This is a genomic window from Vicinamibacterales bacterium (assembly GCA_036504215.1).
Lineage (GTDB): Bacteria > Acidobacteriota > Vicinamibacteria > Vicinamibacterales > Fen-181 > FEN-299.
The window spans coordinates 25,731-43,044 of the sequence record DASXVO010000086.1 but is presented as its reverse complement, the minus strand read 5'-3'; the positions used below and the strand labels follow the sequence as shown (position 1 = coordinate 43,044).

Sequence of the window (17,314 nt, the reverse complement as noted above, 5' to 3'; positions counted from 1 at the left end):
AGACCTCGTCGAAAGACAGGTGCAGGAAGGAGAGTGACGTACGGCGCCCTGCTTCTGCACCGAATGAGAGAACTTACGACTACCGTGTCCGCCGCGCCGGCTTCTTCGTGGATGCCTTCCTGGCGGCGGTCTTCGTCGCCCCGAGGGTCCGCTTTGCCGACGTTCCGCCCTTTCGCCCATCCGACTTCACGCCATGCTTCTTGTCCGCCTTCAGCAGCTGCTTCACCGGGCCGAGCAGGACCGGATCGCCGAGCGTGGTGAGCGCCTTCTTCTGGACGCCGTAGGGCTGCGCGACGAGCAGCGCTTCAGGTTCACCCTGCTCACCGGCCTCGAGCAGCACGGCATCGATCTTCTCCTTGCCGGACGTCAGGAGGCCGTCGAACGCCAACGCGTACCGCTTGGCCTTGCCAATTCCCTTTGCGACGATCTCACGGGCTTCCGCGACCAGTTTCTCGTCGATTCGACCGCTGGCGGCTTCGACATCGATGAGCGCCTTCCGGCCGCGCTCGTCCGCGAAGAAGATGAAGGGGCGATGATCGCCGGACGCAAGCCGTTCGAGCGCCAGTTCGAAGGCTTCGATCACGAGACGGCGGAGCGGCGCGCGAAGATCGGACATGGAAGTGCCTCCTCAGGGAAAGTGGACAGGAGCGTACTCTATCATTGCTGAGACGCGGACGGGGGGACAGGCGGGAAGGCGGACGTACCCCGCCGAAGCGGCGTCCGGTGCGGTCGCCCCGAGGACGGGAAAGGCGAGCGACGGGTATGATCGAATTGTGACCAACAACACTGATGGCGCCAATCTCGAGTCGGGCTGCCTCCCGACGGCGTGGACCGATGAGCGGGACGCGGTCGGCGGCTGCGGGCCGGCATTCCGCGTGCATTTCTTCAACGCAGGCCTGATCGTCGTGCGGCAGTCTGGCCGCACGCACTTCGAGAAGCCGTTTCTCTACCTGCTGGTTGGCGAGGAGCGGGCGATGTTGGTCGACACGGGGGCGCCTGGGGTGGAGGTGGGGGCGGAGGTGCGGAGACTGCTCGGCTTCGGGCGGGACGCCCGCGCCACTCGGCCGCTCATCGTCACGCACACGCACGGACACGGCGATCACGTGGCTGGCGACGGACAGTTCGCGGGCATGCCGGACACCACGCTTGTCGGCACGTCCATTGTCGATGTCTCGAAGTTCTTCGGGATCGAGCGGTGGCCGGACGATGTCGGGTCAATCGATCTTGGCGGTCGGCTCGTTGACGTCGTTCCGATTCCCGGCCACGAGGCGGCCTCGGTCGCGTTCTACGATCGCCGGACGGGCATCCTGCTTTCGGGCGATCTCCTCTATCCCGGCCGCCTGTACGTTCGCGACGCCGCTGCATTTCTCGCCAGCGTGAAACGGTTGGTCGCCTTCACCCGGACCCGGCCAGTGGCGCACATTCTTGGCGCCCACATCGAGAATAGGCGCACGCCGTTTCTCGATTACCCGGAGGGCACCGCGTTCCAGCCCGACGAGCACTCGCTCGAACTCGGCCGCGCGCACCTGCTCGAACTCGACGCGGCGCTCGATGCGATGGGCTCGGGTCTCGAGCGGCGCGCGTTGCGGGACTTCACGGTTTGGCCTCTCACGCCGTAGTGCCGGCCGTGCGCGAACATCCGGACGCGTTTGTGACGTACGATATGGGTGTGACTGCCGCGGTGTCGGACTGCGGGCGCGGCAGGCCTGGCGTCAGCCAGCCCGAGTGTGCGGCCCGGCGCCGTGCGCCCAGAGTCCAGAGCCTGAAGCCGATCCATGTCTCCGTCCCACAATCTCGATGACGCCCTCGTTCGCTTGGGGTATCAGCAGTTCCGGCCCGGCCAGCGCGACGCGATCGAGACCCTTCTCACCGTGGGACGCCTCCTGCTCGTCGCCCCGACCGGCGGCGGGAAGAGCCTCATCTACCAGTTGCCGGCGACCTTGCTGCCGGGCACCACGGTGGTCATCTCGCCGCTGATTGCGCTGATGCAGGATCAGGCGCACGCGCTGGAGCAGCGCGGCGTGCGTGTGACGTACCTGTCGTCCACGCTCGAGGCCGGTGAGATGAGGCGGCGCATGGCGCGCGCGGCGTCGGGGGAGTTCCAACTTCTCTACGTGGCGCCGGAGCGCCTGACCTATCCCGGGTTTCAGGGCCTGCTCCGGAACCTGCAGATCCCGCTCGTCGCGGTGGACGAGGCTCATTGCATCAGCGAGTGGGGCCACGACTTCCGGCCGGAGTACCTGCAGATCGGCGACCTGCTGCGCGACGTGCGCCCGGCTCGGATGCTCGCGTGCACGGCCACGGCCACCCCGGTGGTTCGCGACGAGATCCTCGAGCGTCTCGGCCTCGGCGCGGACACACCGCAGATCCTGCGCGGCTTCGCGCGGCCGAACTTGATCCTGCGCGCCCTCGAGATCTCAGGACCGCGCGAGCGAGCGGTGCACGTGGACCGACAGCTGGCCGAAGCTCTCGGGCGGCCGGGCGGCGCGAATGGCGTCGCGATTGTCTACTCGATGACGCGGGCAGGCGCCGAGGAGGAGGCAGAGCGTCTTTCTGCTCGGGGATGGCGTGCGACCTCATATCACGCGGGCCTCGACCGCGACGTACGGGCCCGTGCGCAGCAATCCTTCATCGACGGCCAGGTGGACATCGTTGCCGCCACGGTCGCGTTCGGGATGGGCATCGACCGTCCGGACGTGCGCGCGGTGGTGCATCTCTCGCCGCCGGGATCGGTCGAGGCGTACTACCAGGAGGTGGGGCGGGCGGGGCGCGATGGCGATCCGGCGTGGGGGCTGCTGCTCGTCTCTCCCGGCGACATGGCGCTGCGCCGGCGACTGCTCGAGCGCGCGGAAGGCGCCAGCGCCGAGACGATCGAGCACAAGTGGACACTGTTCCTCGAGCTGATGCGCTGGGCCGAGGGCGGGAGCTGCCGGCACGACGCGATCCTCCGATACTTTGGCGACGAGGCCGAGACGCTGGCTGGCTGCGGGCGCTGCGACGTGTGCGAGGCGCTGTCGGGCGGCGAGTCCGATCAGGACCCTGAGACGGCCACGTTGATCGTGCGCAAGGCGCTCAGCGGCGTCGCGCGCGTGCACGGTCGCTTCGGGATGACGGCCGCGGTCCAGCTCCTGCGTGGGATGCCGGACGAGCGCCTCGTTCGCGCCGGCATCGATCGGACGACGACCTTCGGCGTCCTGAAGGAGTACTCGGAGGAGTGGCTGTTGAGGCTGCTGCGACGAACCGTCACCGCCGGCTGGATCGACTTCTCGACGGGTGACCGGCCGGTGGTGCGGTTGACGGACGCCGGGCGCGCGGTCATGAAGGCCGACCGTCCCGCGCGGCTTCTCCTGCCACCGACAGCCACGCGGCGCGACCGCGTGGCGGGCCGCGCGGCCACGCCGCGGCGGGGAGGTCCGGCCTCACGCCCGACGGTCGTGGCGGGAGCACGGGCGGCCGGCGACTCGACGGGCGAAGCGGAAGACGCGCTGTTCGAGGCGCTCCGCCGGCATCGCCTCGACGTGGCGCGCGGCCTCGGTGTGCCGCCCTACTTCGTCGCGAGCGATCGGACGTTGCGCGAACTCGCCACGTTCCGCCCGCGCACGCTCTCGGAGCTCGAGAGCATCTATGGAATCGGACCGTCGAGGGCCGAGCGCTTCGGCAAGGGCTTCCTGGACGTGATCACGTGCGCCGACTGACCGCGCGCGCCAGGCGGTCTGACAGCGTGCGCAGCACCTTGATGCGCCCGAATGCCTTGTCGTTGGCCTCGACGAGCGTCCACGGCGCGTGGCGCGTGCTCGTCCGCTCGATCATGTCGTTGACCGCGCGTTCGTAGGTCGCCCATTTCTCCCGGTTGCGCCAGTCCTCGTCGGTCAACTTCCACCGCTTGTGTGGCGTGGCTTCACGCTGCTTGAAGCGCCGCAGTTGTTCATCGCGCGTGATGTGCATCCAGCACTTCACGAGGACGATGCCGTGGTCGGCGAGCTGATCTTCGAACTGGTTGATTTCCGCGTACGAACGCATCCACTCCTTCTCGGAGGCGAATTTCTCGACGCGTTCGACGAGCACGCGGCCGTACCAACTGCGGTCGAAGATGGTGACACGTCCGGCACGCCCGAGGTGCCGCCAGAATCGCCAGAGGTAGTGGTGCGCCCGCTCCTCGTCGGTGGGCGCGGCAATCGGGATGACCTGGTAGTCGCGGGCATCGAGCGCCGCCGTCACGCGGCGGATGGCGCCGCCCTTGCCGGCGGCATCCCAGCCCTCGAAGACGAGAATGGTCGAGACGCCTGCCGCCCGCGCCTTGGCTGCCAGTTCGTGCAGCCGTCCCTGCTGCCGATCCATGTCCGTCGTCGCGCGTGGCGGCGGCGTCTTCTGCGTCATGTCGAGGCTCGAGAGGATCGAGACGACCGTTGCGGGCTTGGCCGCCATGGCCGTCGCCGGCCGGACGGGCGACCTGGCCCCGGCTCCCCGCGGCTTCGACGCGTCGATCTCGGCGAGGTGCGCCCGGATGGCATCGCGAATCGCCTCGCCGACGGTCAGGCTCCGATAGCGTGCGTCGGCGCCCTCGACGATCGTCCACGGGGAGGTTCCGCGGTTCGTCTCGCGGATCGCGTGCTCGGCGGCGCCGATGAACTTCGGGTACATCCGCCAGTGTTTCCACGCGAGGTCGTCCACCTGCCACCGCAGCAGGGGGTCTTTTTCGAGCGCCTTCAGCCGCTTCTTCTGTTCGGCCTTGCCGAGGTGCATCCAGAACTTGAGGATGAGCGCGCCATCCGAGGCGAGCATCTGCTCGAAGTCCACGATGCGGTGAAGATGCTGCTCGAAGGTGTCGGACGAGAGGCGGCGATAGACGCGGTCGAGCACCGGTCGTGAGTACCAACTGCTGAGAAACAGGCCGATGCGCCCGCGGGGCGGCAGCGCACGCCAGAAGCGCCAGTATTCGGGCCGCTCCTGCTCCTCGTCCGACGGCTCGCCGAACGCCTGCGTCACGATCCAGCGCGGATCCATCCACGCGTTCAACAGGTTGACCGTCTCACCCTTGCCGGCACCGTCGACGCCGGCAAAGACCACGATGACCGAACAGGCAGCGGCGGCGCGCAACTGGTTCTGCACGTCGAGCAGTTCGCCGCGGAGGACCGGCTCACGCGCCTTGTACTCCTCCTTCGACACCTTGCGTCCGAGTTCGGCGGCTTCGAACATGGTTTGCCCCACCCTGTCACTTGGCGGTACGGAGATCGGCAATCTCCTTCACGAGGCGATCGACCATGGCCTCGACGATCTGCCGACCCTTCTCGCGCGTGGCGAGCGTGGCGTCGCCGAAAATGCCGCTCGCCGAGTACGTGTTCTGGCCGTTGTCGACACGCGTCAGCGGCGACGGGCCCGGGTGATAGTCCTTCACGGCCTTCCTCATGTCGACGGACGCGGGATCGATGTAGAGCATCATCGACGTTTCGAGCTCATCGGCGTGCGTGCCGCCTTCCTGCTGCTGCACTCTCTTCTCGACGTCCCCGACGATCGTGCCGATGTTGGTGAAGCGCAGCACGAGGCCCTCGGCCGCCAGCACCTCGACGGCCGGCGTGAGGGCGCGTACGGTCGAGACGCCGGTGTTCAGGGCGTAGAAGCGTCGCGGCCCGAAGCGGGCGAGGCTGCGGCAGACATCGACGATCAGATCGCGAGCCGTTTCGAGCCTCAAGGTGGTCGAGCCGGGATACTCCACGAACGCCGGATAGAAGTGGTAGTTGACCGTCGGCGCCACCACGACGTCCGTGCGGTCCAGGAGACGGCGCTTCAGGTACTCGGCGATCGTGAAGTCGTTGCGGAGCTTCAGGTGCGGCCCGTGTTCCTTGGCCTGCGCGCCGATGGGGATGACGACGACGGTGTCAGGCGTCAGCCGTGTCTCGGCTTCCTTCCAGGTGAGATCTTCGAGGAGCACGCCCTTCGTTCGGCCTGGTGGCGACTGTCCGAACGCGGCGGCCGCGAGGGTCGCGACCGCCACGAGTGCTGCTCCCAAGACTCGGCGATGCCGCATCGGCCTCTCCTCGTCCTACATGAAGTTCTTCAGCGCCTTGCGGGCGGAACGGTCCGGGCGGACATCCTTCTCGATCAATACCCGAATCGTCCGCTTGCGGTCCTTGAGCTGGACGACCGTGCCGAGCGGCAGATTCGCCCTGACCTTGATGAACCCGCAGCTCAGTCCCTTGATCTGCAGCCCCTCAGGCTTGTCGGGCGTCGCGACGCTGTAGATGCGCCCGTCGTGGCGGCCGATGGCCATGTCGGTCGCGCAGGTGAGCACCTTGCCGATCTCCTGCCCGTCGAGGTCGAGCACCACGCCCTCGTGCGCATCGATCTTCCGCAGGTCGTTCCCGACGAAGGTCAGCGTGTAGGGTGCGTTGGCGGACTTCTCGAGGACGTCGGAGCCCAGGAACCTCTTCGTGAACCGATTCCCCGCCTGGCCGAACGGCAGGGCGAACGGCCAGGGGTGGTTGATGTACGTCCAGTGGCCGATGTCCTGATGTGACAGCGGCAGCACGGCGCCGGTCCGCAGCGAGTCCCGGGCCGCCAGCCCGCACGCCGTCAGGCCGAACTCGCGGCCTGCGGCCATCAGCGTCTCCCAGACCTTGACGGTGTGCTCGCGTTCGACGAACAGCTCGAAGCCCACCTCGCCGGTATAGCCCGAACGGGAGAGCAGCACAGGCGTTCCATCCAGGAGCTGCACGTCACGGGCGAACTCGGCGTTCTTGTCGAAGTGCCCCTTGAAGGAGAAGTACGTCAGCTTGTCGAATGTGGCGTCGGGCGCCTTCAACACCTTCCGCATCGTCTTGATGGCCAACGGCCCCTGGATGTCGATCTTCCCGAGCTTGTCGGTCAGATCGACGCACTGGACGCGGAGGTCCTTCTTGTTTGCTTCCAGGTGCGCGGCGATGACTCCGCCCATGCCGGCATTGACGACGACCACGTACTCGTCGTCTTTGACCTTGTAGACGAGGCTGTCGTCAATGGCGTCGCCCTGCGCGCTGAGGAATGCCCCGTAGACGCACTTGCCCGGCGTGAGTGGCGCGTTGTCCTTGCCCACGCAGCAGGTCAGATCCCGGGTGAAGCACCACTGGAGGAGGTCGAACGAGCCCGGGCCGAGCACGCGTACGACGGCCATGTGACTGGTGTCGAAGAGGCCGGCATGCGTGACGACGGCCATGTGCTCGTCCTTGGCACTCGAGTACCACACGGGCATGACGTAGTCGCCGAACTCGACCATGTTGGCGCCGTTCGTGCTGTGCCAGTCGAACAACGGTGTCTTCTTCTTTTCCGTGCTCATCCGCCGGTCCCTTTCTCGATGGCGAGTCGTATTGATTGTGGGAGGAACACTCCAGGAGTGATTTCCCAGTCGCTCCGCCGGGCGATCGTACACCATCAGCCGCCCGAATGGCGCCGGTCGCGGCACCTACTGTATCTGTGTGGGCGTGGCGGCCAGGAACGCCCACCGATCGAGGACCGTCTGGAGCATCCGGAGTTGCTCCTCGGTCGCGTTGAAATGCGAGCGGTACTCACCGATGATCTCCGCGGGCAGGGGGTCGGCCGATTCCATCCTCTCCAACAGTTGGCGACTCAGCTTCAGCAGGCCCAACGAACCCTCGATGGACGCCTGCAGTGCCGCCCTGCAGTCGCGGACGATCTGTTGGTCACTCATCACGCCATCTCCGTCAGCGGGCCGGCGACTGGAGCCCCAACCGCACGAGGTACTCCATCGTCCGCTCGCCAAGGCCCGCGCACACGTCGGCGAGGTGGACGTTCGCGACGTCCCCCTTGGACAGCAGTCCTTCCATCTCCGACAGGATTGCACGGGCGGCCGACGTATCAGCGACGGCCGCCTGACAGTACCCGATTCGGCCGAGCAGCGCTGACACTGGGCCGGGCGCCCCCGCAGGATGGAGACGCCCGGATGGTCCATCAGCCGCGCGCGGGTGCGCCGTGGTCGATCTTCGTACCGAGCACCTCGAGGAAGGCCGCAAGCCATCTCGGATGCGCGGGCCAGGCAGGCGCGGTCACCAGCACTCCATCCACCACCGCATCGTCCACGGCAATGTCCGCGTAGCGGCCGCCGGCCCTGGTGACGTCCGGCGCGCACGCCGGATATGCCGCGCACAGCTTCCCGTCGAGCACGCCTGCCGCGGCCAGCAACTGGGCGCCGTGGCAGATCGCGGCGATCGGCTTGCCCGCGGTCGCGAAGTGTCGGACGATGTCGAGCACGCGGGGGTTGAGGCGGATGTACTCGGGCGCACGGCCGCCGGGGATGACGAGCGCATCGTAGTCCTGCTCGTGCACCTGGTCGAACGTCGCATTCAGCGTGAAGTTGTGCCCTGGCTTTTCACTGTAGGTCTGATCGCCCTCGAAGTCGTGAATCGCGGTGCGGACCTTGTCACCCTTCTTCTTCGCCGGGCATACGGCGTCCACCGAGTGGCCCACGGCCTGAAGTGCCTGGAACGGCACCATGATTTCGTAGTCTTCGACGAAGTCTCCGGCGAGCAAGAGAATTCTGCGTCCCGTCATAGTGGGCCTCCTGGTGAACCCTGGCTTCCATCATACGCCGGTCCCCGATCCCCGATCCCCGATCCCTGTGTGCCGTCCTTGAGCTATCATCCGCTCGGACGGTGAACTCGTTTCCTGGAGGGGCACTCATGATCCGTCGATCCAGCCTCGCCTCCGGCGCGCTTCTCATCGCGCTCCTGTGGGCCGTGCCGACTCACGCCATCGACACCTCCGATACGAGGCTGCTCAGCCAGCCAGCCATCAGCAAGTCCGCCATCGCGTTCGTGTACGCGGGTGACCTGTGGATCGCGGGACTCGACGGCAAGAACGTCCGTCGGCTGACCAGCGGCCAGGGGGCGAGCGCTCCCGCCTTTTCGCCGGACGGGACGCTGGTGGCGTTCACCGCACAGTACGAAGGGAACGCCGACGTCTACGTCGTGCCCGTTGCCGGCGGCGTCCCGACCCGGTTGACGTGGCACCCGGGCCGCGACGCGGTCCAGGGGTTCACGCCCGATGGCTCGGCCGTCGTCTTCACGTCGGCGCGCGCCGTGTTCAGCAACCGGTACGCGCAGTTGTTCACCGTTCCTGTCAGGGGCGGCTTCCCCACGCAGATCGAGTTGCCGAACGCCTTCCGCGGCGTCTTCTCGCCGGATGGCAAGCGCATCGCCTACAACCCGCTCTACGACGCGTTCACCCAGTGGAAACACTACCGGGGCGGCACGCACTCGACCATCGTGCTCTATACAACCGCGACGCGGGCGGTCGAGTCGCTGCCGCAGCCGCCGGATCGCCCGAACGATGTCTACCCGATGTGGATCGGCGACACCGTGTACTTCGTCTCCGACAGGAACGGTGAGTTCAACCTGTTCTCGTTCGACACCAAGTCGAAAGCCATCAGGCAGCTCACCGACCACGACGACTTCCCGGTGCTGTGGGCGTCGGCCGGGGGCGGGAAGATCATCTACGAGCAGGCCGGCTACGTGCACATCTTCGACCCGGCCAGTGGGAAGCACGCGAAGGTGACCGTCGGCGTGACCGCCGATCTGCCGGACACGAGGCCCCGATTCGTGAAGGGCGCCCGCTACGTTCGCGCGGCCGCGCTGTCGCCGTCCGGCGCCCGTGCCGTGTTCGAGTTCCGCGGGGAAATCGTGACCGTGCCTGCCGAGAAAGGCGACCCTCGCAATCTGACGAACACGCCGGGCGTGCACGAGCGGTCGCCGGTGTGGTCGCCAGACGGCCGTTCGGTCGCCTACTTCTCCGACGGCGGCGGCGAGTACCGCCTCGTCGTCGAGCCGCAAGACGGCAAGGGCGAGGCGAAGGCCTACAAGCTGCCTGGCGCTGGGTTCTACGGCCGGCCCGCGTGGTCGCCCGACAGCAAGAAGGTGGCGTACACCGACAATGCGTGGTCGCTGTTCTGGATCGACCTGGCGACGGGCGTCTCGAAGAAGGTCGCTTCCGAGCCCATCTACGGCCCCCTGGGCACGCTCGCGCCCGCGTGGGCGCCGGACTCGAAGTGGATGGCCTACACGCTCAATACACGCACCTACATCCAGCAGGTCTACGTCTACTCGCTCGACCAGGAAAAGTCGTTCGCCGTCACGGATGGTCTCAGCGACGTGTCCGAGCCGGTCTTCGACGCGAGCGGCAAGTATCTCTACTTCTTCGGGTCCACCGACGCCGGTCCCGTGAAGGACTGGTTCGCCATGTCGAACGCTGACATGCAGGTGACGAGCGCGCTCTACCTGGCTGTCCTCCGCAAAGACCTGCCGTCGCCCCTGGCCAAGGAGAGCGACGAGGAGAAGAAGAAGGACGACAAGCCAGCAGACAAGCCCGGTGAGAAGCCCACCGACAAGTCGGCCGAGAAGCCGTCAGTTCCGACAGCAACGGCCGTCACGATCGACCTCGAGGGCCTCGCCAACCGGATCCTCGCGGTGCCGCTGCCGTCGGGTGATCTCGGCAACCTCGAGGTCGGCGAAGCGAATCAGATCTTCTTCCTGAGGACCATCGACAACAAGGCCGCCCTCCATCACTACGACCTCGCCACCCGCAAGGACGAAACCCTGTTGCCCGAGGTGGCGACCTACGTCATTTCTGCGGACGGGAAGAAGATCCTGTACCGCAGCGGCACGACCTGGGCGACCGGTCCCGCGAAGGGGAAGATCGAGCCCGGCCAGGGCCGGATGAACGTCGAGGCGATCGAGGTGAAGGTCGAGCCGCGGGCCGAGTGGCCACAGATCTTCGAGGAGGCCTGGCGCATCAATCGCGACTACTTCTACGACCCGACGATGCACGGCGTCGACTGGGCGGCGATGCGGAAGAAGTACGCGGTGTTCTTGCCCGACCTCGCGGTGCGCGACGATCTGAACCGCGTCATGCAGTGGATGTGCAGTGAACTCGGCGTGGGTCACCACCGCGTGGGCGGAGGCGACGTGCGCACCGAGCCGACGACGGTTCCTGGCGGCCTGCTGGGCGCGGACTATGCCGTCGAGAACGGCCGCTACCGGTTCCGAAAGGTCTACGGGGGCCTGAACTGGAACCCGGAACTCCGGTCGCCGCTGACCGAGCCCGGCGTGGACGTCAAGGCGGGTGAGTACCTGCTGGCCGTGAATGGAAACGACCTCAAGCCGCCAGCCAACCTGTTCGCCGCGTTCGAGAACACGTCGGGGCGCATCGTCGAGATCACCGTGGGGCCGAATGCCGACGGCACGGGGGCGAGGACCGTGGCGGTCGTACCCGTGGTCAACGAGTCGGCGCTGAGGAATCGCGACTGGGTCGAGGGCAATCTGAAACGCGTGACCGAGGCGACCAAGGGCCGTGTGGCATACGTCTACGTGCCGAACACGAGCACGCTCGGTCACACCTACTTCAAGCGGTACTTCTACCCGCAGGCCAACCGCGACGCCATCATCGTGGACGAGCGGTTCAACGGCGGCGGGTCGGTGGCCGACTACTACACCGACCTCCTGCGTCGGCCGCTCGGGGCCTTCTGGGCGACGCGCTACGGCGCGGACATCAAGACGCCGACGGCGTCGATCCAGGGGCCGAAGGTGCTGCTGGTCGATGAGACGGCTGGCTCGGGCGGCGACCTCTTCCCGTGGATGTGGCGCAAGTTCAAGATGGGACCGATTGTCGGGAAGCGCACGTGGGGCGGCCTGGTCGGCATCCTCGGCTTCCCGGTGCTGATGGACGGCGGCGGGGTGACGGCGCCCAACCTGGCCATCTGGACCGAGGAGGGCTGGGTGGTGGAGAACACCGGTGTGCCGCCGGACATCGAGGTCGAGCAGACGCCGGCCGACGTCATGGCGGGCAAGGACCCGCAGCTCGAGCGCGCGATCCGGGTGGTGCTGGACGAACTCCAGAAGAATCCGCCGGCGCAGCCGAAGCGGCCGGCGTGGCGGAGCATTCCGCAGGAGCGGCGCAAGAAATAGCGGCGCATACTGGACCACGGCGATCAGGGGCAGGGAGGACATGGAGAACCACAAGCCCATCGGTTTGCTCGCGACGGTTGGCCACGCCTTGCGCTATTGGCGGCCGCACGTGCGGATCGGCCTGCTCCTCCTCGTGGTGCTGGCCGTTCCGCAGGGGTTCAAGGCGTTCTTTGCCTACAGTCAGCGCCTGATCATCGACCAAGGGCTGATTCGCCACGATTTCACGCTGCTCGTGCGCGTGCTGGCTGCCCTCGCGATCAGCTTCGTCCTCGCCACCGCCGCGAGCATTCTCGCCGACTACCTCGGCGCCCGCATCGGCGCCGCCATTCTCAACACCGTTCGCTTGCGGATGTTCCACCACCTTCAGCGGCTCTCGGTCGGTTACTACGCCCGGGCCCGAAGTGGCGACATCGTCGCGCGGTTCACGAGCGACCTTGCGGACATCCAGAAGAGTCTGACCACCCGCCTGGTCGACGCGGTGATTGCCACGCTCGGTCTGCTGATCAACATTCCGGTGGCGTTCGCAATCGACTGGCGGCTCGCGACCGTGATCGTGCTCGGCATGCCGCTGGCGGGGCTCGGGACACGGGTGTTTGGCCGCCGGGCTGGCGCGGCCCGCTACGCGCTCAAGCAGGGAGAGGCGGGCATCGCCAGTACGGTCGGTGAGACCGTTCGAGCGCAGCCCGTGGTCAAGGTCTTCGGTCTGGCCGGGTGGTTGCTGGACCGGTTCGAGACGCAGCTGTCCGACCTGGCCGATCGGTTCATCCGTGCCGAGTTCATGGCCGAACTGGTGGGCAGCGCGTCGAGCCTGGGCGTCCTGGTGGCCCAGGTCGTGGTGCTCGGCGTCGGCGCCTGGATGGCGTACTCGGGCCATCTGACGACCGGCTCGTTGGTTGCGTTCCTGAGCCTGCACGCGGTGGTCAGCAAGGACGCGTACGACCTCACCAAGAAGGTCATTCCCAGTCTCATCGCGTCGTCCGGAGGGCTGCAGCGCATCGAGGAACTGCTCGCCGAACCTGAAGACGTTGCCGATCGTGTGGACGCCCGGACCCTGCATCGCATCGCGGGTCCGCTCGCGCTCGAAGGCGTGACCTTCGGCTATGTGGCCGATCGTCCGGTTCTGACAGACGTGACGATGAGCGTTGCACCCGGCGAGCGGGTCGCCCTGGTTGGTCCCTCGGGGTCGGGCAAGAGCACGGTGCTCCAGCTCCTGCTGCGCTTCTACGACCCGCAGAGGGGGCACGTGACCACCGACGGACACGACCTTCGTGACGTCACGCTCGACTCGCTGCACGGCCAGATGGCGGCGGTATTCCAGGAGAGCTTCCTGTTCGCCGGCACGATCCGCGAGAACATCGGGCTCGGCAAGCTGGGCGCCGGCTTCGAGGAGATCCGCGCGGCCGCCCGGGCAGCCGAGATCGACGAGGTGATCGCATCCTTGCCCGAGGGCTACGACACGCCGGTCGGCGAGCTGGGCGGCCGGCTCTCCGGCGGCCAACGGCAGCGCGTCGCACTGGCGCGCGCGATGCTGCGCGACCCCGCCGTCCTGCTGCTCGACGAAGCGACCTCAGCGCTCGACCCGGCGACGGAGGCGGCGATCAACGCCACCCTCGACCGCCTCGCGGCCGGTCGCATGGTGGTGCTGGTCACGCACCGTCTCGCCTCGGCGCGTTCCGCCGATCGCATCATCGTGCTCGACGGTGGCCGTGTGATCGAGAGCGGGACGCACGACGAGCTGCTGGCGCGCGGCGGGCTCTACCATGGCCTGTGGCAGAAGCAGAGCGGCATCGAGATCAGTCCCGACGGACGGGACGGCCACATCGGCCCGGCGCGGCTCGCCGGCGTTCCGCTGCTGGCCGGGCTCGACGCCGGATCGCTCGAAGCGCTGGCGCGGCGATTCGTCTTCGTGCGGCACGAGGCCGGTGAGATCGTGGTTCGGGAGGGCGAAGTCGGGGATCGCTTCTACGTCGTCGCGCGCGGCAAGGCCGAGGCGTTCGTGACCGCCGGCCAGGCGGAGAAACGCCTCACGGTGCTTTCAGACGGCGACTTCTTCGGCGAGCTGGCGCTGCTCCTCGACGCGCCGCGCACGGCCACGGTGCGCGCCCTCCAGCCCAGCTCGTTCCTGAGCCTGGCGAAGCGGGATTTCGACGACCTCCTGAAGGTCCATCCTGAGATCAGGCAGATCGTGGAGCGGGTCAGCACGTTGCGGCGCAGTCAGGACCATGAGCTCACTCGAGGCTGATATGAGCACAATCGCCGAGCAGTACGGCCGCTTCGACGTTCCCGGCAGGGTCACCGTTGAAGCTGGCCTGGGCGGCATGGCTTGCGTGACGGTGCGCAATCCCTTGGCCGAGGCGGACATCTATCTCCAGGGCGCCACCGTCACGCATTTTCGACCCAAGGGGCAGCGACCCCTGCTGTGGCTGTCCAGCACGAGCCATTTTGCCGACCACACGCCCATCCGCGGCGGCATTCCCATCTGCTGGCCCTGGTTCGGCGAGCATTTAACGGACAAGGACAAACCCCAGCACGGGTTCGCGCGCCGCATGGTCTGGGATCTGCTCGACGTGGCGCAGATTCCGGATGACCGCACCCGCGTGGTCCTGCGGTTGGTGTCCAGCCCGGAGTCCTGGGCCTTGTTCGCTCATGACTTCGTGCTGACCTACACTGTCGTGGTCGGAACGAGCCTGGACGCCGAGTTGAGCGTCCAGAATTCCGGGCCGGACGCTTTCGTCTGCACGGAGGCCCTGCACACGTATTACCGGGTCCACGACTCGGAACAGGTCCTGCTGACCGGCCTGCAACACGCGTCCTACGTGGACAAGGTCAAGGAGATGCGGCATTCCGTCCAGCTCGACCGCGAGCTCAGGTTCAAGGAGTACCAAAACCGCATCTACGTCAACGCCCCTTCGATGGCCGTGCTCGAGGATCCGGCGTGGGGCCGCCGCGTGACAGTGAACAACGCTGGCTGCAAGGACATGGTGGTCTGGAACCCACAGGCGACGCGCGCCGCCTCGATGGCCGACATCGGCGAAGGCGAGTGGCGCGGCTTTGTGTGCGTGGAGGCCGCCAACACCGGTGAGAACCCGGTCAACGTGGCGCCGTTGACCACGCACACCATCCGGACCAATGCCAGCTGCGCCGGACTCGAGGGAAATGGGTAGGGACTCGTTGCCAATTCCCCGTGGGAGTTCTATGAACCGGTCGTTCGCCCGTTGCGCCAGCCTGTTGTTCGTGGCGCTCCTCCTTGCGGTCTCCGTCGTCCAAGGCCAGACCGCCGGGGCGCCGGCGTGGGACGATTTCCTCGCCTGGTACAAGGCTGCGGCGATCGCGGATCCGGGCAAGGTGTTTGCCGCCTACGCCGAGAAATTGAAGCACGACGGCCTTGGCGAGGCAGCCGTCGGCGAACGGATTGCGCTTCTTCGCGAGACTGCGAGGACGCGTTCGCGCGATCTCACCGGCATCCACTTCGACAAGATCTACGCCAGTCCAATGGTGCCGTTCCGGACCGAGCCCAGCGCCTACCTCGTGCGCACCGTCGAGGGCCGCACGCCGGGCACGGCGCTCGACGTGGCGATGGGGCAGGGGCGGAACGCCATCTACCTGGCGTCGAAAGGATGGACGGTCACCGGCTACGATCTGTCGGGTGGTGGACTCGCATCCGCCCGTGCGCAGGCGGCCAGGCAGGGTGTCGCGCTGAATGCGGTGCTCGCGGGACACGACGACTTCGACTTCGGCACCGCGCGGTGGGACCTGATCGTGATGGCCTACGCCGCCGCACCGATGGACGACCCGGCCTTCCTCCGGCGGGTCCGCGAGTCGCTCAAGCCGGGAGGCATCGTCGTGGTCGAGCAGTTCAATGCGGCGCCAGACAAGGCCTCCAACAACGGGCCTGCCAACGCGCTCCTCAAGTCGTTCGAAGGCCTCCGCGTGATCCACTACGAGGATGTCGTCGACCGCAGTGAGTGGGGCGGCATGCTGTGCCGCATCGGGCGGGTCACGGCCGAGAAGGAGTAGGGGGCTATAATCTCTCCCGGAGTGATTATCAGTCTGCAGGCAGGCGTGGGTCGATGCGCGAACAGCTGGGTTTGTTTGAGACAAAGCCTCCGGAGCGATGCCTCGAGCCAGGATCGCTGGCCGGCGAGCTGACCGACTTCGTCTACGATGGCCGGACAACGGTCGTCTCGACGACCGCGGCGATGGCGGTCGACGGCCGTGAAGTGCAGGTGCCGACGTTCACGAACGAGTTCTGGACCAGCCGCCAGCGGGCCGCTCACAGTCTCCAGGAAGTATCCTACCGAGCCTGCTTCAAGCCCCAGCTGCCACGGTTCTTCATCGAGCGCCTGACGGAGGCAGGGGCCTGCGTGTTCGACCCGTTCATGGGTCGGGGCACCACCCCGCTCGAGGCGGCCCTCCTGGGCCGGCGTCCTGCCGGGAACGACATCAACCCGCTCAGCCGCGTGCTCGTCGGGCCTCGCCTCGAGCCTCCAGATGCCGCATCTGTTGACGAGCGGCTTCGGCGGCTGGACTTGTCGAGTTCGGCGGAATCACGCGGAGACCTGCTGGCGTTCTTTCATCCGGAGACCCTGTCCGAGATCTGCGCCCTTCGAGACTACTTCCTCGAAGGAGAGGCAGCCGGAACGCTCGACCCGGTTGATCGATGGATCAGGATGGTCGCGGTCAACCGTCTGACGGGACACTCTCCAGGGTTCTTCTCGGTCTACACGTTGCCGCCGAACCAAGCCGTGTCGGTTGAAGGGCAGCTCAAGATCAACGCGGACCGGAAGCAGGTGCCTCCGCGTCGCGATGTCAAACACATCATCGCGCGGAAGACGAAGTCGCTGCTCCTCGATTGCGACGCCGCGACCCGGCGGACGCTCAGCCTGGGCGGTCGGGCGCCGTTGCTGATGGTCGGTCCCGCGGACCACACGCCGGCACTCGAGGACGGCTCGGTCGATCTCGTCGTGACCTCGCCTCCCTTCCTGGACGTCGTCAACTACTCGGCGGACAACTGGTTGCGATGCTGGTTCTGTGGAGTCGAGGCTGGGGCCGTGAACATCACGATCGCGAAGCGAGTCGACCGGTGGGGAGACGCCATGACTCGCGTGTTAGCGGAGCTGCACCGCGTTGTTCGGCCGGGTGGCCATGTGGCCTTCGAGGTCGGTGAAGTACGCGCCGGCACGGTCAAGCTCGAAGAGACCGTCATTCCGGCCGCCGCCAGCGTGGGGTTCGAGCCGGAACTGGTCCTGGTCAACGCCCAGACGTTCACGAAGACCGCGAACTGCTGGGGCGTCAGCAACAACCAGCGCGGCACGAACACCAACCGGGTCGTCGTGCTTCGACGAGGCTGACGCGCGGCCGAACGG

General features: G+C 67.0%; 14 protein-coding genes. 7 read left to right on the top strand and 7 right to left on the bottom strand.

Annotated elements, in window-relative coordinates; all coding sequences use genetic code 11:
* Positions 1–79: 79 nt before the first annotated feature.
* A complete protein-coding gene (locus VGK32_22935) occupies positions 80–616 on the bottom strand; it encodes a hypothetical protein (GenBank protein HEY3384626.1) in 537 nt (178 codons plus the stop codon).
* A gap of 157 nt (positions 617–773) precedes the next feature.
* On the opposite strand from VGK32_22935, the gene VGK32_22930 reads away from it, so the two are divergent.
* Together VGK32_22930 and VGK32_22925 are read left to right on the top strand one after the other, a co-directional pair.
* Positions 774–1,619 carry an MBL fold metallo-hydrolase gene (locus VGK32_22930; protein ID HEY3384625.1) on the top strand — a complete coding sequence of 282 codons (846 nt, stop codon included), beginning with the start codon at positions 774–776 and terminating at the stop codon, positions 1,617–1,619.
* Between the two features lie 156 nt (positions 1,620–1,775).
* Positions 1,776–3,695 carry a RecQ family ATP-dependent DNA helicase gene (locus VGK32_22925; protein ID HEY3384624.1) on the top strand — a complete coding sequence of 640 codons (1,920 nt, stop codon included), beginning with the start codon at positions 1,776–1,778 and terminating at the stop codon, positions 3,693–3,695.
* Here the strand turns inward: VGK32_22925 and pap are convergent.
* From pap to VGK32_22895, 6 genes are all read right to left on the bottom strand, one after another.
* On the bottom strand, positions 3,679–5,196 hold the full coding sequence (pap, locus tag VGK32_22920; protein HEY3384623.1) for a polyphosphate:AMP phosphotransferase: 1,518 nt from the start codon (positions 5,194–5,196) through the stop codon (positions 3,679–3,681). The two genes, VGK32_22925 and pap, sit on opposite strands and share 17 nt — an antisense overlap.
* A gap of 16 nt (positions 5,197–5,212) precedes the next feature.
* Entirely contained in the window at positions 5,213–5,992 is a 780-nt protein-coding gene (locus VGK32_22915) for a creatininase family protein (protein HEY3384622.1), read from the bottom strand.
* A 48-nt stretch (positions 5,993–6,040) separates the two neighbouring features.
* A complete protein-coding gene (locus VGK32_22910; protein ID HEY3384621.1) occupies positions 6,041–7,309 on the bottom strand; it encodes a hypothetical protein in 1,269 nt (422 codons plus the stop codon).
* 126 nt (positions 7,310–7,435) lie between these two features.
* Positions 7,436–7,681 carry a hypothetical protein gene (locus VGK32_22905; protein HEY3384620.1) on the bottom strand — a complete coding sequence of 82 codons (246 nt, stop codon included), beginning with the start codon at positions 7,679–7,681 and terminating at the stop codon, positions 7,436–7,438.
* Positions 7,682–7,694: 13 nt separating this feature from the next.
* Positions 7,695–7,898: a hypothetical protein gene (locus VGK32_22900; protein ID HEY3384619.1), complete on the bottom strand. Its 204-nt coding sequence runs from the start codon at positions 7,896–7,898 to the stop codon at positions 7,695–7,697.
* Between the two features lie 43 nt (positions 7,899–7,941).
* Positions 7,942–8,541 carry a DJ-1/PfpI family protein gene (locus VGK32_22895; GenBank protein HEY3384618.1) on the bottom strand — a complete coding sequence of 200 codons (600 nt, stop codon included), beginning with the start codon at positions 8,539–8,541 and terminating at the stop codon, positions 7,942–7,944.
* A 128-nt stretch (positions 8,542–8,669) separates the two neighbouring features.
* Between VGK32_22895 and VGK32_22890 the strand changes: the two genes are divergently transcribed.
* The 5 genes from VGK32_22890 to VGK32_22870 are packed head-to-tail and all read left to right on the top strand — an operon-like array spanning position 8,670 to position 17,299.
* Positions 8,670–11,948, top strand: a complete 3,279-nt coding sequence (locus VGK32_22890; protein ID HEY3384617.1) for a PDZ domain-containing protein — start codon at positions 8,670–8,672, stop codon at positions 11,946–11,948.
* Positions 11,949–11,988: 40 nt separating this feature from the next.
* Entirely contained in the window at positions 11,989–14,190 is a 2,202-nt protein-coding gene (locus tag VGK32_22885; GenBank protein HEY3384616.1) for an ATP-binding cassette domain-containing protein, read from the top strand.
* Position 14,191: 1 nt separating this feature from the next.
* A complete protein-coding gene (locus VGK32_22880; GenBank protein HEY3384615.1) occupies positions 14,192–15,112 on the top strand; it encodes a D-hexose-6-phosphate mutarotase in 921 nt (306 codons plus the stop codon).
* Between the two features lie 31 nt (positions 15,113–15,143).
* Positions 15,144–15,965, top strand: a complete 822-nt coding sequence (locus VGK32_22875) for a methyltransferase domain-containing protein (GenBank protein ID HEY3384614.1) — start codon at positions 15,144–15,146, stop codon at positions 15,963–15,965.
* A gap of 53 nt (positions 15,966–16,018) precedes the next feature.
* Positions 16,019–17,299 (top strand): DNA methyltransferase, encoded by a 1,281-nt coding sequence (locus tag VGK32_22870; protein ID HEY3384613.1) that lies wholly within the window; start codon positions 16,019–16,021, stop codon positions 17,297–17,299.
* The last annotated feature ends 15 nt before the right edge of the window (positions 17,300–17,314 follow it).